The 20,281-nt window shown below is 55.5% G+C and carries 22 protein-coding genes and 6 pseudogenes; 8 read left to right on the top strand and 20 right to left on the bottom strand.

Annotated elements, in window-relative coordinates:
- A pseudogene (locus AC2FNB_RS16365) lies at positions 1–253 on the top strand (FMN-dependent NADH-azoreductase); the annotation flags it as partial.
- A 526-nt stretch (positions 254–779) separates the two neighbouring features.
- Here AC2FNB_RS16365 and AC2FNB_RS16360 read toward each other — a convergent pair.
- From AC2FNB_RS16360 to AC2FNB_RS16335, 6 genes are all read right to left on the bottom strand, one after another.
- Positions 780–1,457, bottom strand: coding sequence for an aspartate/glutamate racemase family protein (locus AC2FNB_RS16360; RefSeq protein WP_480752149.1), 678 nt, complete (start codon positions 1,455–1,457; stop codon positions 780–782).
- A gap of 7 nt (positions 1,458–1,464) precedes the next feature.
- Positions 1,465–2,187, bottom strand: coding sequence for an ABC transporter ATP-binding protein (locus AC2FNB_RS16355; RefSeq protein WP_496747944.1), 723 nt, complete (start codon positions 2,185–2,187; stop codon positions 1,465–1,467).
- 3 nt (positions 2,188–2,190) lie between these two features.
- Positions 2,191–2,973, bottom strand: a complete 783-nt coding sequence (locus AC2FNB_RS16350) for an ABC transporter ATP-binding protein (protein WP_480752151.1) — start codon at positions 2,971–2,973, stop codon at positions 2,191–2,193.
- Positions 2,970–3,932 carry a branched-chain amino acid ABC transporter permease gene (locus AC2FNB_RS16345; RefSeq protein WP_496747950.1) on the bottom strand — a complete coding sequence of 321 codons (963 nt, stop codon included), beginning with the start codon at positions 3,930–3,932 and terminating at the stop codon, positions 2,970–2,972. The genes AC2FNB_RS16350 and AC2FNB_RS16345 overlap by 4 nt, the downstream gene beginning before the upstream one ends.
- Before the next feature lie 28 nt (positions 3,933–3,960).
- The gene (locus tag AC2FNB_RS16340; protein ID WP_480752153.1) at positions 3,961–4,830 is read right to left on the bottom strand and encodes a branched-chain amino acid ABC transporter permease; all 870 of its coding nucleotides are present in this window, start codon (positions 4,828–4,830) and stop codon (positions 3,961–3,963) included.
- A gap of 92 nt (positions 4,831–4,922) precedes the next feature.
- On the bottom strand, positions 4,923–6,110 hold the full coding sequence (locus AC2FNB_RS16335) for an ABC transporter substrate-binding protein (RefSeq protein WP_480752154.1): 1,188 nt from the start codon (positions 6,108–6,110) through the stop codon (positions 4,923–4,925).
- Between the two features lie 230 nt (positions 6,111–6,340).
- On the opposite strand from AC2FNB_RS16335, the gene AC2FNB_RS16330 reads away from it, so the two are divergent.
- The gene (locus tag AC2FNB_RS16330) at positions 6,341–7,054 is read left to right on the top strand and encodes a GntR family transcriptional regulator (protein ID WP_480752156.1); all 714 of its coding nucleotides are present in this window, start codon (positions 6,341–6,343) and stop codon (positions 7,052–7,054) included.
- Between the two features lie 92 nt (positions 7,055–7,146).
- Here AC2FNB_RS16330 and AC2FNB_RS16325 read toward each other — a convergent pair whose 3' ends face one another.
- Both AC2FNB_RS16325 and AC2FNB_RS16320 read right to left on the bottom strand, forming a co-directional pair.
- A complete protein-coding gene (locus AC2FNB_RS16325; protein ID WP_496747948.1) occupies positions 7,147–7,815 on the bottom strand; it encodes a LysR family transcriptional regulator in 669 nt (222 codons plus the stop codon).
- A gap of 21 nt (positions 7,816–7,836) precedes the next feature.
- A pseudogene (locus AC2FNB_RS16320) lies at positions 7,837–7,998 on the bottom strand (helix-turn-helix domain-containing protein); the annotation flags it as partial.
- A gap of 105 nt (positions 7,999–8,103) precedes the next feature.
- Between AC2FNB_RS16320 and AC2FNB_RS16315 the strand changes: the two are divergent.
- Complete coding sequence (locus AC2FNB_RS16315) at positions 8,104–8,523, top strand: cupin domain-containing protein (protein ID WP_496747942.1); 420 nt, start codon at positions 8,104–8,106, stop codon at positions 8,521–8,523.
- 80 nt (positions 8,524–8,603) lie between these two features.
- Here the strand turns inward: AC2FNB_RS16315 and AC2FNB_RS16310 are convergent, their stop codons facing one another.
- From AC2FNB_RS16310 to AC2FNB_RS16300, 3 genes are read right to left on the bottom strand one after another with little or no spacing between them, the layout of a single operon-like run.
- Positions 8,604–9,173, bottom strand: coding sequence for an invasion associated locus B family protein (locus AC2FNB_RS16310; protein WP_496747941.1), 570 nt, complete (start codon positions 9,171–9,173; stop codon positions 8,604–8,606).
- Positions 9,173–9,571, bottom strand: coding sequence for a hypothetical protein (locus AC2FNB_RS16305; RefSeq protein ID WP_496747939.1), 399 nt, complete (start codon positions 9,569–9,571; stop codon positions 9,173–9,175). Before AC2FNB_RS16305 ends, AC2FNB_RS16310 begins: the two co-directional genes overlap by 1 nt.
- Before the next feature lie 27 nt (positions 9,572–9,598).
- Positions 9,599–10,297: a GDSL-type esterase/lipase family protein gene (locus AC2FNB_RS16300; protein WP_496747937.1), complete on the bottom strand. Its 699-nt coding sequence runs from the start codon at positions 10,295–10,297 to the stop codon at positions 9,599–9,601.
- A gap of 82 nt (positions 10,298–10,379) precedes the next feature.
- Between AC2FNB_RS16300 and AC2FNB_RS16295 the strand changes: the two are divergent.
- Positions 10,380–10,874 (top strand): annotated as a pseudogene (locus AC2FNB_RS16295) (nuclear transport factor 2 family protein); the annotation flags it as partial.
- 93 nt (positions 10,875–10,967) lie between these two features.
- On the opposite strand, the gene AC2FNB_RS16290 reads toward AC2FNB_RS16295, so the two are convergent.
- From AC2FNB_RS16290 to AC2FNB_RS16255, 8 genes are all read right to left on the bottom strand, one after another.
- Complete coding sequence (locus AC2FNB_RS16290; protein WP_496747935.1) at positions 10,968–11,864, bottom strand: LysR substrate-binding domain-containing protein; 897 nt, start codon at positions 11,862–11,864, stop codon at positions 10,968–10,970.
- A 117-nt stretch (positions 11,865–11,981) separates the two neighbouring features.
- The gene (locus tag AC2FNB_RS16285; protein WP_496747933.1) at positions 11,982–12,374 is read right to left on the bottom strand and encodes a hypothetical protein; all 393 of its coding nucleotides are present in this window, start codon (positions 12,372–12,374) and stop codon (positions 11,982–11,984) included.
- A gap of 56 nt (positions 12,375–12,430) precedes the next feature.
- A complete protein-coding gene (locus AC2FNB_RS16280) occupies positions 12,431–13,102 on the bottom strand; it encodes a GDSL-type esterase/lipase family protein (protein ID WP_496747931.1) in 672 nt (223 codons plus the stop codon).
- A gap of 20 nt (positions 13,103–13,122) precedes the next feature.
- Positions 13,123–14,208: an ABC transporter ATP-binding protein gene (locus AC2FNB_RS16275; RefSeq protein WP_496747946.1), complete on the bottom strand. Its 1,086-nt coding sequence runs from the start codon at positions 14,206–14,208 to the stop codon at positions 13,123–13,125.
- A gap of 59 nt (positions 14,209–14,267) precedes the next feature.
- Entirely contained in the window at positions 14,268–15,065 is a 798-nt protein-coding gene (locus AC2FNB_RS16270) for an ABC transporter permease (RefSeq protein WP_480750855.1), read from the bottom strand.
- A 3-nt stretch (positions 15,066–15,068) separates the two neighbouring features.
- Positions 15,069–15,929, bottom strand: a complete 861-nt coding sequence (locus tag AC2FNB_RS16265) for an ABC transporter permease (RefSeq protein WP_480750854.1) — start codon at positions 15,927–15,929, stop codon at positions 15,069–15,071.
- A 121-nt stretch (positions 15,930–16,050) separates the two neighbouring features.
- On the bottom strand, positions 16,051–17,163 hold the full coding sequence (locus tag AC2FNB_RS16260) for an ABC transporter substrate-binding protein (protein WP_496747928.1): 1,113 nt from the start codon (positions 17,161–17,163) through the stop codon (positions 16,051–16,053).
- A gap of 148 nt (positions 17,164–17,311) precedes the next feature.
- Positions 17,312–18,280 carry a LysR substrate-binding domain-containing protein gene (locus tag AC2FNB_RS16255; protein ID WP_480750852.1) on the bottom strand — a complete coding sequence of 323 codons (969 nt, stop codon included), beginning with the start codon at positions 18,278–18,280 and terminating at the stop codon, positions 17,312–17,314.
- Positions 18,281–18,624: 344 nt separating this feature from the next.
- Here AC2FNB_RS16255 and AC2FNB_RS16250 point away from each other — a divergent pair.
- The 4 genes and pseudogenes from AC2FNB_RS16250 to AC2FNB_RS16235 form a co-directional block, all read left to right on the top strand.
- Positions 18,625–18,855: pseudogene (locus tag AC2FNB_RS16250) on the top strand (DDE-type integrase/transposase/recombinase); the annotation flags it as partial.
- 48 nt (positions 18,856–18,903) lie between these two features.
- Positions 18,904–19,161, top strand: a complete 258-nt coding sequence (locus tag AC2FNB_RS16245) for a type II toxin-antitoxin system ParD family antitoxin (RefSeq protein WP_480750851.1) — start codon at positions 18,904–18,906, stop codon at positions 19,159–19,161.
- Positions 19,158–19,502, top strand: coding sequence for a type II toxin-antitoxin system RelE/ParE family toxin (locus tag AC2FNB_RS16240; protein WP_496747924.1), 345 nt, complete (start codon positions 19,158–19,160; stop codon positions 19,500–19,502). Before AC2FNB_RS16245 ends, AC2FNB_RS16240 begins: the two co-directional genes overlap by 4 nt.
- 136 nt (positions 19,503–19,638) lie before the next feature.
- A pseudogene (locus AC2FNB_RS16235) lies at positions 19,639–19,719 on the top strand (IS6 family transposase); the annotation flags it as partial.
- Here the strand turns inward: AC2FNB_RS16235 and AC2FNB_RS16230 are convergent.
- Positions 19,720–20,067 (bottom strand): annotated as a pseudogene (locus AC2FNB_RS16230) (IS6 family transposase); the annotation flags it as partial. It lies immediately after the preceding pseudogene.
- Positions 20,068–20,281 lie beyond the last annotated feature (214 nt).

The raw sequence follows: 20,281 nt of genomic DNA, 5'->3' as shown, positions 1-20,281 counted from the left end.
GATCCTGACCGGCAAGAAGCTGATCGTCCTGTCCTCGCGCGGCGAGTTCGGCTTTGCCGAGGGCGGCGAGCGCGCGCATCTGAACGGGCTGGACCCGGCGATCCGCGCCAGCGCGCATTACCTGGGCGCCGATGCCGCGAACATGGAAACCATCGCCATCGAATATCAGGAATTCGGCGATGCAAGATTCGACGAGTCCGTCGCCCAGGCCCAGGCCCGGACCAAGGTCGTGGCCGCGCAAGTCGCGGCATAAAGATGCAAGTTTTCCCAATTGTCCAATACTATGCTTGTTGGACAATTGGGAATTATCGACCGCGTTGCACGAATAGTGCCTGGGCCGCATTTGCCCCTTTCCCCGGTTCGCTATGCGACACGTTCATAGGTCGCACGACCCAGGCGGGTCATGCGGTTGAGGGCTTTGACAGCGATCTTGGTTTCGGTTGTCTGGGACTTCGGTTTGCCGAAGCGGCAGGCCGAGCACCACTCGCAAGGCAAGACACATCTCGCGAGTACCGTTGCTGAGCACCGCGCTTGCCTAAGCGTTCGGCAGACCATCCAGACACCATGTCCCCACCAAACCAGACCGTGACATCCCTGCGCTACCGCAGCGCCTCGTTGTACCCGGTACGTTTCGTCACACGGTACTTTGCCTTCGCAAACCTATCCCACCGCGCCGCATTGAAATTGAAAAGTATCCCAGCATCCCGCAGTCAATTCGAAGGACTGGCTACGCATCGGAAACGATTTGTGCAACACGCTCAATGTGAATGGTCCTTACCTTAAGCGTATGAACACAGTTTTGAGGTTGTCAGCTTGGCCCGAACCAACGCTTCGGCAAATGTCACAGCGCAGGCAACGCCGTCGACTATAGGTAGTCCAAATTCCTCGGACAGGTGTGTCATAAGATTTGTCATCCCCGCACACCCCAGAACAATGGCTTCTGCCCTGTCCTCGTCAATTGCGGCGCGGATCTCCGCCCTGATTTTGTCGACTGTTTTGGGATCGTTTTCCTCCAGCTTGAGGACGGGCACATCCGATGCGCGAACACGGACACAGCGGCGGTCCAGTCCATAGCGCAACAGATTGGCCTCCAGACCTGCAAGCGAGCGGGACAAGGTCGTGATGACACTGAATTTCGGGCTGATCATCGACGCAGCGTGATAGGCCGCTTCTCCAACTCCGATCACTGGGGCCGATGTAACGCAGCGCACCGCGTCAACGCCTGTATCGTCGAAACAGGCGACCACAATGGCGTCGACGTCCGGATAGCCCGCCACAACGTCCAGCAGGCCCGGCACACAGGTCGTCACATCCAGATATCCCTGGATACTCGGCGGGCCACTTGTCGAATTGGTCGCGATGATTTCGGTGTCGGGATGTGCGGCAGCTCGGGCTGCTGCTTCGATTTTTCGCGTCATCGAGCTTGTGGTGTTAGGATTGACGACAAGAATTTTCACGACACCCTCACACTTCTCCGCCCAGATAGGCAGCCTTGATCCGCGGATCGGTCAAAAGTTCCTTGGAGTTGCCCGAGATAACCACGTTCCCGGTGGTCAGAGCATAGGCGCGATGTGAAATCGACAGCGCCATGCGCGAGTTCTGTTCGACCAATAGGACGGACACACCCTCATCACGGTTGATGGCGACGATGGACCGGGCAATATCCTGCACCAGCTTTGGTGCGATTCCCAATGAGGGCTCATCCATCAGTAACAGACGAGGTTTAGCCATCAAAGCGCGTCCAATTACCATCATCTGTTGTTCCCCACCCGACAAGGTACCGGCGGATTGAGAGTAGCGTTCCTTCAATCGCGGAAATCTTTCCAGTACCGAGTCCAGAGTGTTCCGAATTTCGGATTTGTCCGAACGCGTGAACGCCCCCATCAGCAGATTGTCTTTGACCGTCATAAATGGAAAAACACGTCGGCCTTCCGGCACCATCGAGATGCCCCTGGACACAATATCCGCCGGGTTCTTGCCATCAATCGTTTCGCCCTCGAAGGCCACCGAACCGGATTTGATCCGCGCCAGACCGGTTATCGCCCGCAGGATCGAGCTTTTCCCCGCTCCGTTGGCACCGATCAGGGCAACGGTTTCGCCTTGCTCCAAATCGATAGATACGCCTTTGAGCGCATAGACATGATCGTAGTAGAGTTCGACATCCTTGAATTCCAACATCTTGGTCATGGTTCAGATCCCGATCTCATCATCGGCGCTGCCCAGATACGCCTCGATGACCTTTTCGTTATTCTGGATTTCCGCAGGCGTACCTTCGGCGATCATCTCGCCAAAATTCAGAACGACGATCCGGTCGGAGATGTTCATTACCGCGGGCATATCGTGCTCCACCAGCAATACAGTGACCCCCCGATCATCGCGGACCTTTCGCACCAGATTGACCATTTTCATGGTCTCGTCGTGGTTCATGCCTGCGAAGGGTTCGTCCAACAGCAGAACCTGGGGATCGGTGGCAAGACCAATGGCAATACCCAGCGCCCGCAAGTTACCTTGCGGCAGGTTCGAAGCCTGTTCATTGGCAATCTCGGTCATGCCAAGGAATTCGATCAGATCATCGGCATACTGCCCGAAGCTTTCTACGTCTTCATGAGCTGTCCGGGTACCCCAGAAATACCCCGCCAAGGACGCGCGTGATCGCAGATGCTGGGCGACAACGATGCTTTCGCGAACCGTCATCGATTTGAAGATGGTGGTTTCCTGAAAGGTGCGAACGACACCCTTTCGCGCCACCACATGCGGTTTCAGGTTCGATATGCGCTCGCCCCTGAACAACACCTCGCCCGAGGTCGTGGGCAGGAAGGACGAAATCATCTTGAACAAGGTACTCTTGCCCGCTCCGTTCGGCCCGATCACCGACAGGATTTCATTTTCATTGACGTTGAACGAGACATCGCTGTTTGCAGTCAAACCGCCGAATTTCTTGGTGACATGGCGGACTTCCAGAAGATGGCTCATTTGTCCACTCCTTTCCTGCCGGGCAGTCGCAGGCTGAGCAGCCCGTTAGGCAGAACCAGCATCAGAAAGATCAACAGGCTGGAATAAGCCAGCAATTGGAAGCGACCGAGTTCAAACAGCAGGTCCCACCCAAAATACAACACCAGCGTGCCTAACATCGGCCCGAAGACGTATCCAAGACCGCCGAGGAAACAGTTCAGCATGAAGTTCACACTATCGGCGACCTGAAAGCTGGAGGGATAGACCGACTGAGCGATCGAGCCGAACATCGCCCCGCCAATGCCTCCAAGAAAAGAGGATATGGCGAACACGATGACCCGGATATAGGAGATGTTGACTCCGATCGAACTGGCCAGTTCTTCATTCTGTTGCATCGATCGGCACAGATGACCAAGCCGCGAATTCACCAACCGGTACATGGCGGCGAAGGTAAGAACCATCAGTACGCAGGCGGAATAATAAAACGCCAGCCTGGGGTTCTCGAGCGTTGAAAAGTCCGGGACTAATGTCAGGCCAAGGATTGATACGCCTCCCGGCAGCGGGATCGAGGTAATCCCTTTGGCACCGTTGGTGATGGGAAGCGCCAGCGCGGTCAACGTTACCACCTGTGTCAGCACCAGAGAGATCATTGCAAAATAGACACCGCGCAACCGCAGGATTGGAACGCCGATTACGACCGCCACTGCGGCTGCAAACAGCCCCGCCAGGGGTAGCGATAGCCAAAAGGATATACCTGCTTTTGTTACCAGTATGGCCGAGACATACGCCCCGATCAGGGCAAAAGCACCCTGACCGATATTGATGCGGCCAATATAGAACGTCAGCCAGACACCGGCACTGGCGATGGACAAGAGCGCCACCGAAGTCAGTGTGTAGTAGAAATCCGATCGGCCCGAGATCGCTATGAAAGCCGGCACCGCGACAAAGATCGCCAGAAGGAAAACAACCACTGCGACCATCTGGGTTATGTTCAGTTTTGACACGGTCTCATCCCCACGGCTTGCCCATCAGCCCTTGCGGACGAATGGCCAGGAAAATCATCAGGGACACGAAGATAAGCAAATAGGTGATGTCTCCGTATTGCGAGAGAACGGCCAAACCGATGGCCTCGAGAAACCCAAGAATAATGCCTCCGGCGATGGCGCCGGAAATCACCCCTGCGCCGCCGATCATCACCATCATGAAGGCCTTGATCGAGGTTGGCCCGCCCATGCCGAGGTTAACCCCGGTAATGGTTACCAACAGCCCACCAACCAGGCCTGCCAGCATTGCGCCAAGAGCGAAGCCGATCATCGAGTAACGAGCAACATTGACACCCATCAATTGTGCTGCTGTGCGGTCCTGAGCCAAAGCCCGCAAGGCTCGCCCGGTTTTGGAATATTGCATGAACAGGATGAAGCTAATGATCGACAGGATGGCCAGAACGCAAATCAGAATGCGATCGTATGGCATGATGATCCTGAAATCCCAATTCAGCACACCGTTGACGATCTTGGGCACCCCACGCTGCTTTTCGCCAAAGACCAGAAGAATAACGGCATCGAACAGAAATGCCAGGCCGGCGGCCAAAAGCATGGTGCTTTCTTCGCGAGCAGACCTCCGAATGACCGGCGCAAACAGAAATTTTTCAATCAGAGCGCCAAGAACGGCAAGAGTGATGCAGGAGACCAGCAGCGCAAGTACGAACGGCCATCCGAGTTGACCATAAAATGTGTATGTCACGAATCCGCCTAGGACATACATTTGACCGTGGGCAAAATTCAACACGTTCATCAGGGCGAAAATCAGCGTCAGACCCAAAGCTATCATCGCATATTGCGCGCCCAGATAGATGCCATTTGCTATGATCTGTTCCATGTGAATCCAGAATAAGGTTCGGTTTCCCCGAGCCTTTGACAGGCTCGGGGTGTGAGTGGCTCGAAGGTTTGTTGCGTGACGGTGAGAATGCCTCAGTCGACTTCGGCGACGAAAAGCGTTTCAAATTCGCCGTCCTGATAGACATTCACCACAAGCGGCACCGCGATCTGTCGTTTTTGCCCAAAAGACGTTGTCCCCACATACCGCATCGTGGCATCACCCTTCATGAAGGGGTTTGGTGCTTCGAACGTATCCATCGTGGTCTGAAACGCCTTGACGTCGTCAATGCCGGCCGGATTGGCGTTCAATGTCGCCAGAATGTACTCGAGCGCGTAAACCTTGGTGTTCGACTCGTCGTTATATTCTCCGAACATGTCGGTATAGCGCTTAACGAACTCCTTCATGTCGTCAGAAGCAATCTCGGGCGTCGACGCGCCACCGACGGAAATGAACCCGTTGGCCAGTTCCCCAGCTCCTTCGCGCAGCACAGTGGCATCCTGCGCCGTTTCGGTGGAGATGATACCTTGAAAGCCAAGCTCTCTTGCCGATCGGATCAGTTGCGGCGCATTTGCAGGCGAAACGCCGGAAAGAACCAGCAAATCGGGTTGGGTACGCATGACGGGTGTCAGCACCGGCGTGAAGTCTGTGGTGTCGACCTGATAGGTCACGTTGTCCGAAACAACCTCAAGCCCGAGGGCTTTGGCAGCTTCGACGCCACCGTCCCGCTGGCTCAGCGGGTCGGACTCATTCGCGGCCACGAAAGCGACGGATTTCACACCCTTCTCATCCCGCAAATACTTGTAGATCGCGGGGCCTGATTGATAGTTGGCGACCATGCCCAATACCGCGTTCGATGCGGGCGCGGAGTAAAGCTCCTTTGGAAATGCATAAGGGAAATACATGATCCCCTGTGATTCCGCGACAGGGCGAACTGCGGCGGCGCCATCATCCACGTTGGGGCCGACAACATAGTGTATGCCTTCCTGCGCCATCTTCTCCATTCCGGCAATGGCGCGCTTGGGATCCTTTTGATCATCGAAGGATACGATTTCGATGTCATAGGTGGTATCACCGATCTTGTAGCCACCGCTCTCATTGATCCAAGCGGCCCGCGCTTCCATCGAGCGTTGGTTCGAGATTCCCCACGCCGCGGCAGGCCCCGAGGTCACTCCGACAAAGCCGATTTTCAGAACCGGGTTTTCCGCCCAGGCTGCCGAGCCAAGCATGGATGCTGCCAAAGCCAAAGCAGCCGATGATTTCATCAGATTTCTGCGTTTCATTAGTTCCTCCCTAGTGAGGTCTCGGCGCCTCTTTCGGGCGCTTTGGTATAAAAGATGCATCACGGGTCGAATCCCGGCCAGCGCTTCAAGTTCTGCATTGTTAACAATCAGTGTCAACAGTTTTTGATGACAATGCCGTTGATATCGTCAACACAAAGTTAGTATATTGTGAGAAGATAACTTGGCAGTTATTCACAATTTTCAGACCGTTTCTGCCGGAATGGAGTGAAATGACGAGCGACGCGGAACAGAAAATCGACACTGTGCAAACCGATCCTGACGAGCAGATGATCGTAGATCGGATCTATTCCGCAGTGATGGAACGAAAGCTTGCCCCAAAGACAAAGCTTAGCGAACTGGCTTTGTGCGAAACCTTTGGTGTGGGCCGGATGCGGGTGCGCCGCGCGTTGCTTTTGCTCAGTAGTCAAGGCATCGTTGATCTGCATTCAAATCGAGGGGCCTATGTCGCATGCCCAAGCGCCGACGAAGCCCGAGAGGTTTTCGTAGCCCGGCTGTTGATAGAAACCGGGATCGTGCGGGAACTAGCGCGTGGAATAAACGACACCGGCGTTAAGATATTGCGCGCGCACGTAAAAAAGGAAGAAGAAGCCAGGCAAAGTGGCGACCGGTCCGAAATCATCCGGCTATCCGGAGCGTTTCACGTTGAATTGGCCAAGTGTCACGGAAACTCGGTTTTGACACGTGTGGTGCGTGAACTGGTTACCCGAACGTCGCTGATCGTTGCTCTGTTCGGCACGAACCGCGCCTCCACATGCCCGGAAAATGAACATGCGTCGATTATCGACGCCATGATTGAAGGGAACCCGGACGCTGCCGAAAATTCGATCCGTCACCATATCCTGCATGTTCAGAACGGCTTGGATCTGAACCAATCCCAAAAGGTCGAACCGGATCTGGCAAAAATCCTTACCGGCCGCTTATAGGAGTTGCGTGAAAACGTAACCGGGCTGGCGACGCCAAAAGCTTCTGATGATTGGCGAAATCGACGACCAATGTGGGGAATGGCGGAAGCCACTCAGATCAAAATACGTTTCATGAAGCTGTTGAACGCCTGTATCAGGGGATTGCCTTTGTTGCTGGGATGGTACAGGCACCAGATTTCGGAGAACTCGTCGATGTCAATTCCTTCCAACCTGACAAGCCCATCGGTCAAAACGGGTAGATCGGGAAGCAGAGACACTCCCAGGTTCATTCGCACAGCGTCAATCAAAAGGCTCATCGAGTCGAAACTGGTAGTCGACGCGCTTTCAGTAATATTTCTGGAAATCCACTTTCTGATTGGGTGCTGTGCCAGACCGCTGCCTGGAACCAGCCAGTCAACATGAGGCCAGGTGTCACTACATGCGCTTGAATATCCGCCGCCACAGACTGCAACATAGTCCAAGCGTTTCAGAAATTGCCCAATCAGTTGATCAGGTGGGTTTGCGGAGGGACGCACCGCGACATCGAAACCACGCTCCCACAGTTTTGCGAACTGGTTGCTGGTGCTGAAATCAATGTCGATGTTGGGATGCCCGCGGCGGAAATCCGACAGATTGGGCAAGATAAAATACTCCAGCAGGACGTCGGTCGTGGTGATCCTCAGACGTCCGCTCAACTGATCGTCGAGCGTGGAACAAATAATATCCGCAGTTGACAATGCACCATGAATCTCACGTCCTTTTTCCGCAAGCTCATTTGCCACGGGAAAAGGATGAAATCCGGATTTTGAACGTTCAAACAGTGGCGTACCGATCTTGGCTTCAATCCGTTTGATTGCCCGGAATATCGACGAAACATCCTTGTCCAGAAACCGGCCCGCTCGTTCGAGCGTCTGCTCGCGGCACAGTGCGAGAATAACCAGGAGATCCTCACTGTTCAGCTTCATCGGCGGCTCCGAAACGGGTGATTGCAGCGGTGCATATTTTGCTTTTGCACAGGTCGAATAAGTTCTGAACCATCACGTCTGACAACACAAAAGGAAATCTTCAAGATGGGTATACTCAAGTTTGCTGCCGCCGCTGCCGTTTCGCTTACCGCCGCAACCGCCGCTGTCGCCGACACGGGTTTGATGACCAAATTCGATGACATTCAATGGACGCCGATCGAAGGCACCCCCATGTCGCTGGCCATTCTCTGGGGCGACCGCGACACCGGTCCTTACGCGATGTATCTGAAAATGCCGGGTGGTTTCGAAGTACCCGAACACGCGCACACCTTTGCCTACGAAGGTATCACCATCCAGGGTGAATGGAAGCACAGCTTTGCCGGAGAGACCAAGGTTCTTCCAGTCGGCGCGCACGTTGTTCAGCCCGGCAATGCCTTCCACGGTGATGCCTGCGTCAGCGAAGAAGACTGTGTCCTTTTCGTTTTCCAGGATGGAAAAGGCGATGCTATCTTCCACAGCAACTAAGCCTTCAGCTTGATCCAACGCATACTGGTCGCCTTGAAGAAGGCGGCCATTTCATTGCTGCTTTGGAATGCGCGCAACAACTATTGTCGTTCCGCCCACAGTTTTTCGTAGGTTTCAAAAGCTTCGGGAAACCCGTCCAGAGGCCATTCCAGCCGGAACCGCCGGTTGTTTCTGTCCACGAAATCGAACTCTACGATATCACCCGCCAACATAGCCTTAAGGGCTGCGGATGACTGCACTTGAGAAAACGTGCAATCCGACCACAGCAGGCATCTGCGGTCCTCCATTTTCCATATCTCATCCTCCCCTTGCATGATCCGAAATCCATCAGACAAAAATGCCGTTCCAAGCTCGGGGCCGAACATCACATCGTGTTTCCCGCGTGAGCCATCTTTGCTTGGCGTAATAAAGGTGAACAAGGCACCAAACTGCGGAGCCTCGGCATAGACGTCCACCCAACGAATATAGCATCGCTGTTTTAGGGCACCCCTCTCTTCACGTTCATCGCAAATGGTGTTCCAGATGCCATGCGAGGAATGGTGCGTCACCCGCCAGTTTCCCGCCGTATCGCGCCCCTGCAAATCCTGCGCGCCAGCAGCGCCAGCCAGCAACAGGAAAACACCGCCGAAAAAAGCAGGCAAAGCTTTCATCAGGCTTGATCATTCAGATGCCGTGCGTTCTCCAAGGCAGCGCGCCAGTCATGCCCGTGGACCGAGACGATCTTACCACCTTGAGATACAAAGAAAATCGGCGGATAGACCAGTTCGAGTTGCGGAGCGGCCAAGCGAAAAATTGGATCCCGATCCCCATAGACTCCGAGGTTCGGTACGTCCCGCGTCTTTGCGATAATGTTGTCTTCCACTGCGAAACCCAAGGAACGGCCTTCGGCTTGCACATCGGCCAGATGGTTACGCTTGAAGGCCATGCAGGGAGGGCAGTCTTCAGCTCCGTAAAAGTGAAACGTCACTTGTTCCGCTGTTCCTGCATGCCCTGTGGATGCCATGGCCAGAGCGGCAAGCGATGTAGTGCAGAATACACGTCTGTTCATCAACGTCTGTCTCCTGTTTTCTGTATTTCATTTAGCCGAATGTTCGACGGATATTAGGTCGCGCACAACAAGTGCCATGGCCCGACCCAACTTGCGTTGCGCCTGAGCCGTCAAGTGCACGCCGTCTGCGCCATCTGCCCGAGTTACAGTTCCGGCATCGAACACCGGAATGCCTGTTTGCCGGGACAGGTGCCCGTACGTGTCGGCGAGATGTTCGGACAGCCCCTGTGCGTTTCCGAACAATCCTGCCAGACTTCCATTTTCGGGGTTGTTCAAAGGTGGCGGAACCACAACCAACACCTGGCCAACTCCCCCAATCAGCAGGATTCGGGCAAGCGAAAAGACCGAGCGTGCAACTTGTTCCGCATTCCGACCTTGCCCGGATTGCAGATCGTTCGTTCCCAGCATCACAATTGCCATGTCCAACGGCAGATGCTGCTCGACGAAGGGAGGAAGTGGTGTCGTTATCGCCTGTCCTATATTGTCGAGAGCTTCTCCCTTCCCCAGATCGGTACGTCGGCCGATGCGACCCTCCTCGATCACCACGGCATTCGGCAGAGCTGCATCCAAAACCCGACCCCAGCGCACATCATCGCCGTGCCTTGGACCCGATGCATTGGCCCCCCATGTGTTGCTGTCACCAAGCACCAGAATTCGCAGCTCGGCCCGACCCGGTAAAGGCAGGACAAACAAAAGGAGAACGGAGATCGCAAAAGGGCGCAGCACCTGGAAGGTCCAATTGTTGTCAGATTGACGGCGAGTTTACCTTGCCGCGCGACCAACCCGAATAAGGCACCTTTTGGTAACCATGGATTTCCGGTCACGTTCGGGTGAAAACGCTGCAATCAGGGCAATTACCCCGGGTCCGTTTTCCGAAATTCAACCATGGTGGCGTCTGTCTGCACCGACCTGCGGGGCGCATCAAGCCTCACTTACGGACAGGGAGTTCCATGACCAGATCCGCCTGCTCATCAACGCCTATAATTTTTCGCTCGACAGTGGCGATCTGGATGATCTTGCCAACCTTTTCGCGCGTGGAGAATGGGTATTCGACGTCGGGACACCGCTGAGAAGTGCGCAGGAGATCCGGGATAAATTCCTTTCGCGGGTCATCCTGTTTGGCGACGGCACCCCCGCACCCGGCACCTGTCCACGAACGAGGATCTTATGGGGACGAAATGCGGAAAGCGCCCGATGCTGGCGCAATATCATGGTCATTCAACAGAACCAGCGTCTCCTTTTGCAGGTGATCTATTCGGGTGAATGTCAGGACGAGTTCGCGCGCGACGAAAACGGTGTCTGGCACTTTGTGCGGATTTCGATCAGCCGCCCATTCTATGGAGACCTGAGCTACCACATCCGGTCGGCTCAGGCCTGGAACCGCGACCCAAGAGTTTCAGTCCACGGCAGTTTCCGCCAGCCATTCGACAAACTGCCGAGCCGCGCGCTTACGCATACCGGCCGGCGATCGAATCACGCGGTAATGATAGCCAGGCAGTTGCGGTCCCTCGAGTTCGGCAAACCCGTCACCGAACTCGGCAGAGCGCACGATGGTCCGGCTCAACAACGCCGCACCGTGACCGCGCTTCAGCGCGTCGAAGGCCAGGTTGTAGGCGTCAAAACTCATCCGGCGATAGCTGCCCAGATTATCTAGCCCCGCCGCTTCGAACCAGGATTTCCAGGTCGGCCCGGTCAGGGACGAGTTTTCCCAGCGCACATCGATCAGCCGCCGCTTTGTCAGGAATTCGATACGGGCGGCCCGGCCGGGCGTCAGCAGCTCGCGGCTGACGGCGCCCACGTAATACTCCTGATACAAGGCGATTTCGCCGCTGTTGTCGGCAGGCTTCTTGCCATATCGCACCGCCACATCGATCTCGCTACCGCTCATGTCCACGGCGTTTTCGCTGGCAAATACGTTCAACGTCAACTGCGGAAATGCGTCATAGAAGGCATCCAGCCGCGGTTGCAGCCAATATCGTGCAAACTCCCGCGTGGTCGATATGGTCACGGTATTGGTGTCCAGATTGCCATAGGTTTCGGCAAAGGCTGCCGCCAAACTATCCATACCCCGCGTGATATCCGGTAGCATCCGCGACCCCTGATCTGTCAGCGAAATGTTCCGACCAGAACGTTCAAACAGCTTGATATCCAACAGATTTTCCAGATGCCGGATCTGATGGCTGACTGCGGTCGGCGTCACCGAAAGCTCATCCGCGGCATCGGAAATGCTTTCCAGCCGGGCAGCCGCTTCAAAGGCGCGGATCGCGTTCAGTGGTGGCAGGCGTCGTTTCATCTTGTCCTTTCATGACACGGACGGACAGAACACACAAAGTTGAAAAATCCGCATGAAAGAGATTGAAACGAAAAATAGTCAGGCCGCCCAACCTGTGCGCGGCCTGTCCCCACCCGGTCAGTGGATGTCAGAATATGTGATGGTCACGGTATCCGCGTTCACCAGATCCAGGAACGGTTTGTTCACCGGATCTTTCACGAACTTGTCCAAAGCCGCACGGCCAGCTTCTTCGCTTTCCCAATAAACAACTTCGATCCAGACGCCATCGGCCTGCAGGGCGACGTGACGATCCACAAACCCGTCATACGTTTCGTGCATATTCGCGTTGATCTTGCCGCCCGCCGCAACTTCGGCCATCTGTTCGACCGTTACACCGTCTTTGGCCTGGAAGGTGACGTATTCAATCGTTCCGGCTTTGCTCAGATCTGTGGCCATTGCTGCACCTGTGGTTCCGATGGCCAATGCGGTCGCCAGTGCGGCGGTTTTCAGGCCTGTTGCTAGTTTCATCATGGAAAACTCCTCCTGTTGCATGATGGGGATGGGTGTGAGTGGTAGTGGTCTGAAAATCACAAAGCCTTGACTCGTTCCGCAATAGCCCGACCCAGCTGGGCGTGTTGATCCTTGCTCATATGCAGACCATCGGCGCCCTGCACATTTCCGGTCACGGCACCAGCGTCAAAGCTTGCGATGCCCGCTGCGTCGGCTGCGGATTTGAGAGCAGCTCCAAGCGCTTCAGACTTGGCTTTGCCGCCTTCGAACATGCCCGCGAAATCTGGGTGTGGCATGTCGTTGAGCGGCGCTGGCGAGACGACCATCACCTGTGGCGCATCATAATGATAGGCAACGCCACCGCTGCAGGCCTGCGCCACTTTTGCGACATCAATAATGGCATTTGCGATGTCCTCGGCAGAGCGGTTGGTTTCGGCCTTCAGGTCGTTGGTCCCCAATGCGATGATCAGCAGGTCTACGGGCATTTCCCGAGCAATTGCGGCCGGCAAAGTCTTGGCGCCGTTGAACATATCCGCCTTGATGGCATTCCAATCCATCGAATCGTCCAGGTTGGTGGCGCGCACGGTCAGACCATCGACGGCGACCTGATAATCGTTGCCCAGCTCGGCTGCCATGACACCGGCCCAACGTTCGTCATCGCCATAGCGGGTTGAGGGGAAAGCCTCTTCTACACCGATCCAGCCCCAAGTGTTGCTGTCGCCGTAAACAAGGATATTCTTCTTGGCCATCATTGGCTCCTTTTCTCGTGTTATCCGTTGATGATGTGGCCGTCTTCGGGGTGCCAGCTGGCGGTCACTCCGGCACCGACTTCGATGTCCAGCGACTGCATGTCGCGCTGTTGCAATTGCACGGTGATGGACGTTCCAGCGGCCGTTTCAAGCCGTAGATTGACGAGGGCTCCGATGAACTCCTCACCTACGACCCGCGCAGCAACTTCGTTCTCAGCCCAGCCCGCTTGCGGGGTGACCGAAATCTGGTCCGCCCTGACAATCAGGCTAACCTTTTCGTTTTCGTCCAGATCAACGAGTTCGGAGGCTGGGCACTTGAAGCTGCCATCTGGGCTTTCCAGAACCATCTCTCCGGATTTCAGTCGGCGGGTCTTGCATTCAAAGATCGAGGAGCCGCCCAGGAACCTTGCCACGAACGGTGTGGCCGGGCGCAGATAGATGTCTTCGGGGCTGCCCGCCTGTTCAATCCGACCCTGGTTCATGATCACTACGGTATCGGCCATCGAGAAAGCCTCGGAGTGACTATGGGTGACGTAGACGAAGGTAATCCCAAGTTCGCGTTGCAAGCGTTTCAACTCACCCTGCATCTGCACCGAAAGATGCGCATCCAGCGCCGACAACGGTTCATCCAGTAACAAGACGGATGGTTCGGTTACGAGGCATCGCGCCAAAGCCACACGTTGTCTCTGTCCGCCTGACAACTGATCAATGCCCCGGTCGGCATATCCCTCCAGTCCCAGCTTGTTCAACCAGTCCAGCGCGCGACTCTTGCGTTCCTTTTTGGGCATGCCTTTCATGCGCAGACCAAATTCGACGTTTTCCTGCACAGTCAGGAATGGAAACAATGCCAACGACTGCCAGACCATCGGCATGTCGCGTTCCCAGATTGACAGATCGTTTATCCGTCGCCCTTCTCGCAGGATGTCACCGCCGGTCACGTCTTCCAACCCTGCCAGCATCCGCAGCATGGTCGATTTCCCGCAACCTGATGGCCCCATGATGGCAACGAACTTGCCCTCTGCGATATCAAGGTCAAGGTTCTCGACCGCCACCGCCTCGCCATAGGTTTTGCGGATATTTCTCAGCGAGATGTGCGCGTGTGACATCATGCGCTCCAGTTCTTTTGGCGCGACGCCGCGCTCGGGATTGATCTTGTTCAGGCTGTTCATTTTTCCCCCCGGGTGAGGCGGCGCAGCAAAAGCACCTGCGCGCCCAAGATTAGAGTGATCGAGGTAATGAAGGTGATGGAGCCGATGGCATTGATCCGGGGGCTGACTGCCGATTGCAGGAAGCTGAGGATGCGAACCGAACTGGTCTCCTCAAGTCCTCCAACGAACCAGGTTACCGCGTATTCATCGAAGCTGACCGCCATACAGAGAAGGAACGCAGCCAGGATCGAGGTCTTGGTTGAAGGAACGATCACTTCCCAGAACGCACGCCAGTTGCTGGCGCCAATATTCTGGGCCGCGAATTCCAGATCGCCGTCGATCTGTGAAAACCGCAACCGGATAATGGCCATGGCGAACGGGGAGGTGAGAACGATATGACTGACCACGATGGCGGATAAAGTGCCAGACAGGCCAATGCGGGACAGGTAGGCCAGCATTGCCAGTCCAATGACAACCAAGGGAATCAACGGCGGCATCAGGGCGAAGACAAGTACCAGTTTCTTACCAATAAAGTTGAAGCGATAGTCGGCATAGGCCGCTGCAAATCCCATCGCGGTCGCGATGGGGGCGACGATCAGGGCAACTTTGATTGTGTTCGCAAAAGCGGCGATCACCAAATCATCGGCCAGGATCAGGCGATACCAATCCAGCGTGAATCCGCCCAGCGGGATAGTCGGGAACCGGTCCGAGTTCAGCGAGAAGACAAAGTTTGTCAGGATTGGCGCATAGAGAAAGGCCAGAGCCAAGCCCATGAAGATTACGCAAAGCCGGCGGGTCAACAGGGAAACACGCATGTCTCAGGTTCTCCGATAGGCGTAAGTGATTGAGGCCAGCGCGGTGATCAGCAGTGTAGCGATCATCACAAGCGCGACCACTGCAGCGCGAGGCCATTGCTGGCCGGATTTGACGGTATCCGCGATCAGGATAGACAGCGTGGTGAACTTGCCGCCGCCCAGATAGGTCGCCGTAACAAAATCTCCGAAGCTGAAGATGAAAGCAAACAGCGCCCCAAGCACGATACCCGGTCTAACCGCCGGCAATACGGTAGCAAAAAGCACCCGGCGCGGGCCGCAACCAAGGTTGTATGCCGCGTCGATCAGCGTGCGATCCAAGGACAGCATCGAAATTGACTGGATCACGATCACCAATGGCAAGGTCAGCGTCACCAATCCCACCATCAGAGAAAACGGCGTATTCAGTAGGCTGCCACTGTCGATCCCGATTGCCGCCAACAGTTTCATCACGATGCCGTTTTCTGTCAGATAGATCTGCCAGGAGTAGACACGCACGAGGTAGGATGTGAAAAACGGCACCACGAACAGCGCGAGAACCGTCATTCTGGCTCGTGTGCTGAGAAAGAAGCTGATCGCCAATGAACATGGCAATGCAATCAGGCTGGCCAGTACTGCGGCGCTGAGCGCAATCACGAAGGTGCGCAGGTAAGCAGCCCAGAAGAACGGAGCCGTCAGCATCTTGTGCCAGTTCTCCAATTGAAAATCGGGCGTCAGTAAAAAGTTTTTGACGTCCCAGAAACTCAGCCAGATCAGTAAGATCATCGGCCCAAGAAAAAACCCGGCCAACCACACAGGCAACGGCAGGCTCCATAAGCCTCCATAGGCGAGGCGGGACAGGCGCGGGATGGAAATCGAAGAAGTCATGTTTTAACCCGTCTGACCCTTCAGGATGGGCCGGCGTTTTTCAGTGACGTTTGACAGTGCCCCCCGCCATCGGGGAGAAGGGAGAATGGCGGGGGGCATAAGCACCGGAAGCTTTTAGGCGTCAGGTGCTTTTGTATGCCGACCAGAAGTCGTTCCAGTCACCCACGTCCTGCTGCACAGGCAGCTGGCGGATATGGATGCGGCCCTTGCGGATCAGGTCGATAGCGTTGCCGTCGCCCTGAAACATGCCCAGATGGCGTGCATCTTCCGGTTTTTCGGCAATCATTCGTTCCCACCCGGATTTCGACGGGATAATTGCCGGGAACACGTTCAGGTTCGCCAGGTTGTACTGACCGGCAGGGCTGGAGGCATGCTGGATGAACTTGCGCGCCAGTTCGGCCTTGCGCGACCCACGTCCGATCGAGAAGCTTTCAGTGAACTGAATGCCGCCCTGTTCCGGTATCGTAGTGGTAACATTCGCACCGTCGCGGCGCAGCACGCCAGTGATCCATTCACCTATGCCTGGCATCACGGTCACTTCACCGGACTTCAACGAGGACAGCACGCCACCATAGTCATAGAAGCCCCGCACCTGAGGTTTCAGGCTTAGCGTGGTGTCCTGCAGCTTGGCCCATGCGTTGCTGTCGATATCATAGGGCGCAGCGTTGCCATCGCGCAGGCTGAGAACGCCCAGGTTCGGCAGGTGCCAGTCGAAGTGACCCACCTTGTCCTTGTTCTTCTCGTTCCACAGCATGTCATACGACATCGCTTCCTTTACTGGCACCGCATCCAGATTGTGTGAGATGCCAAGAAAGCCAAACCGGCTGATGACTGCATAAAGTTCGTCATTGTGCCAATGGCCCGGAAACTTGTGGAATTCGGGGAAAAAATCGTCGAACGGATAGTCTGCCGGATCCAGTTTCTCAACGAAATTCGCCAGCACCAGCTGCTGAACATACTCAGCATCCGCGTGGATCAGGTCGTAGGTGCCCGCCGGAGATTGTGCCAACAGAGCCAGCATCTGCTCGCCGCCGACATAGTATTTCGGGGTGATCTTGACGTTGTGCAGTTCTTCAAATTCTGCAACCGCGTCCGGTTCAGCCTGACCATACCAAGCCAGCATTGTCATCTCGGTCACGGACTGAGCGCGGGTGATCGACGGCATGGCAAGTGCGCCTGCAGCCATCGCACTTGACTTGAGCAAAGCGCGTCTCGTGAGTGTGGTTTTGGCCATTTTCGGCTCCTCCCTTAATGGATGGGATGAGTATTCGGAACCGCAGCCTTGCCGACAATCGAGCAGATTTCAGTCATCACAAAGTATTTCTCAGCTTTCTGTTTGGCCGAATTGGCATGTCACAAAGGCGTAACACGCGGGCCTACTCCTATTCAGACCAACTCGCATCAGGTTGTTCATAACGATTGGCATCCTGCGGAATGAACTTCATGCCGTATGGGCTGTCGCGAAACAGGTCAGCCTCGTTCAACAACCAATCCTGAAATGCGCGCATCTTGGCAGAATTCGCGCGCTCCATAGGGCAGACAAGATAGTAGCTCCGGTCGCGCAGAACCCTTGGTATAGGCGCCGCGATTCGCCCTCGCTCAATCTCGCGCGAAGCAGCAATCACACTGACCAGAGCAGCCGCGCGATTGTCTATCGCCGCTTCGATACACATGATCTCATCACTGAAATGTGCGATCGGACGAATATTGGAAGCGTCGATACCGACCGAGTTGAACCAGGTGCGCCAATTCGGATCACCGTCCTGAAAGCCCAGCCACTCGTATTCGACCAGATCCCGGCTCAACAGGTCCTCGGGGTCGCGGATCTTGCTCTCCATTCGCCTCGAGCAAATAGGCGTGACATAGTCATCCAGCACCCAGGCCGCATGCTCCGCCGGATCCGGGGTGTCCGTATATCTTATGGAGACATCCACACTGAAACGTGCAAAATCCAGCACTGTATCCGAGGCGATAACCTTCACTTCAAGCTCGGGGTACAGCCGGCTGAATTTCGGCAATCGAGGGCTCAGCCAACTCCAGGCAAAGGATCGTGTGGTGGTTACCACCAGCTCGCCCTCGATTTCGTCGGTGCTCAGTTGCGCGATGCCCTGTTTCAGGTTGCAGAAGGCATCGGCGATGAAAGGGCGCAGGGTCTCTCCTTCGGTTGTCAATCTAAGCGACCGCGTCAGTCGGTGAAACAGTTGCACATCCAGCTGTGTCTCGAGGGTTTTGAGGCGATGGCTAATCGCTGTCGGTGTCAGTAAAAGTTCTTCGGCGGCCAGTTTGATGCTCATGTGTCGCGACACGGCCTCGAAGGCTTGCAGGCTCGTCAGCGGCGGTAATTTTTTCACTGTCGAACCTCTTCCTCATAAGGCTCGACCCTCCACAGGCGGAAGGGTCGCAGTGCTTTCACTCTGCGATCATCTTCGCCCGGCGCGCAAGACGCCCAAACCGGAGACCACAATCCAGGCGATAGTTTTTTTCATCTAACTCAACCCAATTGGCGCATTCGTCAGAATCAACCCGTTTGACGACATGCCAGAGGCCAGACCTCCCGAGTACCACTCGCAGCATGGATCCCTTTCCACCGGGAAACGGAATCCCGCCCAGCAGAACCGCAGTCAGAACGCTGAGTTGATGCGCGAGATGCTAATCAGCGCGACGACGGCCAGTGTCAGCAATACCGCGCCGGGGATACCGAGCGGTTCAAAGCGCAGACCGGCACCAACACCGCAAGACCCTTGATTTCATGCTACTCAAACGGCGGAACAAAGCTGCGGCGACAAAATTCTTCGCTCGTGCCCTCGAAGTAAACGGATTGCCCCGCAAAATCGTTATCGACAAAAGCGGCGCCAATATGGTTGGTATCAAAGCCATCTACAAAATGTTGAAAGGCTTTGGTTGCCCGCTCCCAATCGCGATCGTTGAACCAGCCATCTAGTTGGCATATATTGCCAACGAGGAGGCTTAAGCCATGGTAACCCGCAATGTCGTACTTACAGAATCGCAGGATCAGCTGGTGCAGGATCTGGTCGCATCCGGTCGCTATCAGAACGCCAGCGAAGCGTTGCGAGCGGGCCTTCGGCTTCTGGAACAAGAAGAAGCCGGGCTGGAGTCTCTTAAACAAGGTCTGCAGAAGGGTTTGGCGCAGGCTCAGGCTGGAGATCTGGCAGAAGGCAGCGGTTCGAATGCGATCCGTCGTGCTTTTGCTAGGGCCCGAGCCAAAACGTGACCAAACCATTTCGGCTGACACGCCGCGCCGAAGGCAGCCTGGTTGAAATTGCCCGATGGACCATCGACAAGTTTGGGCCGCATCAAGCCGATCTCTATGAACAAGAACTGATAGCGCGCTGCCAGGCCATCACCGAGGGCAAGGTGGCCAGCCGCAGTTGTTCAATATTGGTCGAAGAGGCAGCAGACCTCAGATATGTACGCGCGGGAGAGCATTTCCTGGTTTACCTGGACCAGCCGGATACGGTGATCATAGTAGATATCCTGCATTCCCGTTGCGATCTGCCGCGACATGTTTCCGCGCTGGCCACACTATCTGATGGGGCAGGGGACAATACATAGGTATCGCATTCAACTGGGATTTCTTTAAACAATCGGTAGGTGTTCACCCCAGCAGGTCTGTAGCGGGGTTCTCTGCGATATCGACATCGGGTATTGCCAAGTTGTGCGCCCGGCTTGACCGGATTTTCTGCGGGCCATGAACATTCCGACAAGAATGCCGCGCCTGAAGGGGTTCCGCTTTCCTCGTGAGATCATCGCTTACGCAGTCTGGGCGTGGTTTTGTCGCCGCAGCTTTGTTCCGCCGTTTGAATAGCATGAAATCAAGGGTCTTACCGTGTTTGTCGACTGCACGATACAAGTAGACCCATTCACCTTTGACGCGCACATAGATTTCGTCCATTCGCCAGGATCGATCGAAGCAACGCTTCTTACGACGCGCCTGGTCGGCGACCAGAGGTGCGTATTTGACGATCCAACGGTTCAGAGACGCGTGATCAACCGAAACGCGTCGTTCAGCCAGAATTTCTTCCAGATCTCGGTAGGATACTGATTAACGAAGATAGAAGAACACTGCGTGTCGTATCACGTCCCTTGGAAAACGAGCGCCTTTGAATGAGATTGTCACGGCCTGCCCCTGTCTGTTTTGGGCACCCGTGTATCAAAACTTCAGTCGACCTAACAGGTACGTGCAGAGTTTGCGACAAAGCCCCCCGGAGGTGTTCGACGCATGTCCGTCGTCAGAGGTTTTGGGCCAGTTGGCGGCGTGATCTAAGAGAGGGTCTGGCGCATCTGGTTGGTCAGATTAAGCGGCGGATTTGCGGTGAAGCAAGCGCCGGGTT

The sequence above is a fragment of the Ruegeria sp. BHSB058 genome (genome assembly GCF_059613285.1).
The sequence above is the reverse complement of the archived record's forward strand: the minus strand, read 5'-3'. Positions and strand labels throughout refer to the sequence as shown.

Excerpts from the sequence above, each read along its gene's own strand:
- AC2FNB_RS16330 (WP_480752156.1), top strand. The coding sequence starts at position 6,341 with ATGACGAGCGACGCGGAACAGAAAATCGACACTGTGCAAACCGATCCT.
- AC2FNB_RS16280 (WP_496747931.1), bottom strand. The coding sequence starts at position 13,102 with ATGGCCAAGAAGAATATCCTTGTTTACGGCGACAGCAACACTTGGGGC.
- AC2FNB_RS16245 (WP_480750851.1), top strand. The coding sequence starts at position 18,904 with ATGGTAACCCGCAATGTCGTACTTACAGAATCGCAGGATCAGCTGGTG.
- AC2FNB_RS16270 (WP_480750855.1), bottom strand. The coding sequence starts at position 15,065 with ATGCGTGTTTCCCTGTTGACCCGCCGGCTTTGCGTAATCTTCATGGGC.
- AC2FNB_RS16315 (WP_496747942.1), top strand. The coding sequence starts at position 8,104 with ATGGGTATACTCAAGTTTGCTGCCGCCGCTGCCGTTTCGCTTACCGCC.
- AC2FNB_RS16285 (WP_496747933.1), bottom strand. The coding sequence starts at position 12,374 with ATGATGAAACTAGCAACAGGCCTGAAAACCGCCGCACTGGCGACCGCA.
- AC2FNB_RS16310 (WP_496747941.1), bottom strand. The coding sequence starts at position 9,173 with ATGAAAGCTTTGCCTGCTTTTTTCGGCGGTGTTTTCCTGTTGCTGGCT.
- AC2FNB_RS16305 (WP_496747939.1), bottom strand. The coding sequence starts at position 9,571 with ATGAACAGACGTGTATTCTGCACTACATCGCTTGCCGCTCTGGCCATG.
- AC2FNB_RS16340 (WP_480752153.1), bottom strand. The coding sequence starts at position 4,830 with ATGGAACAGATCATAGCAAATGGCATCTATCTGGGCGCGCAATATGCG.
- AC2FNB_RS16275 (WP_496747946.1), bottom strand. The coding sequence starts at position 14,208 with ATGTCACACGCGCACATCTCGCTGAGAAATATCCGCAAAACCTATGGC.
- AC2FNB_RS16350 (WP_480752151.1), bottom strand. The coding sequence starts at position 2,973 with ATGAGCCATCTTCTGGAAGTCCGCCATGTCACCAAGAAATTCGGCGGT.
- AC2FNB_RS16335 (WP_480752154.1), bottom strand. The coding sequence starts at position 6,110 with ATGAAACGCAGAAATCTGATGAAATCATCGGCTGCTTTGGCTTTGGCA.
- AC2FNB_RS16260 (WP_496747928.1), bottom strand. The coding sequence starts at position 17,163 with ATGGCCAAAACCACACTCACGAGACGCGCTTTGCTCAAGTCAAGTGCG.
- AC2FNB_RS16265 (WP_480750854.1), bottom strand. The coding sequence starts at position 15,929 with ATGACTTCTTCGATTTCCATCCCGCGCCTGTCCCGCCTCGCCTATGGA.
- AC2FNB_RS16345 (WP_496747950.1), bottom strand. The coding sequence starts at position 3,932 with ATGGTCGCAGTGGTTGTTTTCCTTCTGGCGATCTTTGTCGCGGTGCCG.
- AC2FNB_RS16290 (WP_496747935.1), bottom strand. The coding sequence starts at position 11,864 with ATGAAACGACGCCTGCCACCACTGAACGCGATCCGCGCCTTTGAAGCG.
- AC2FNB_RS16355 (WP_496747944.1), bottom strand. The coding sequence starts at position 2,187 with ATGACCAAGATGTTGGAATTCAAGGATGTCGAACTCTACTACGATCAT.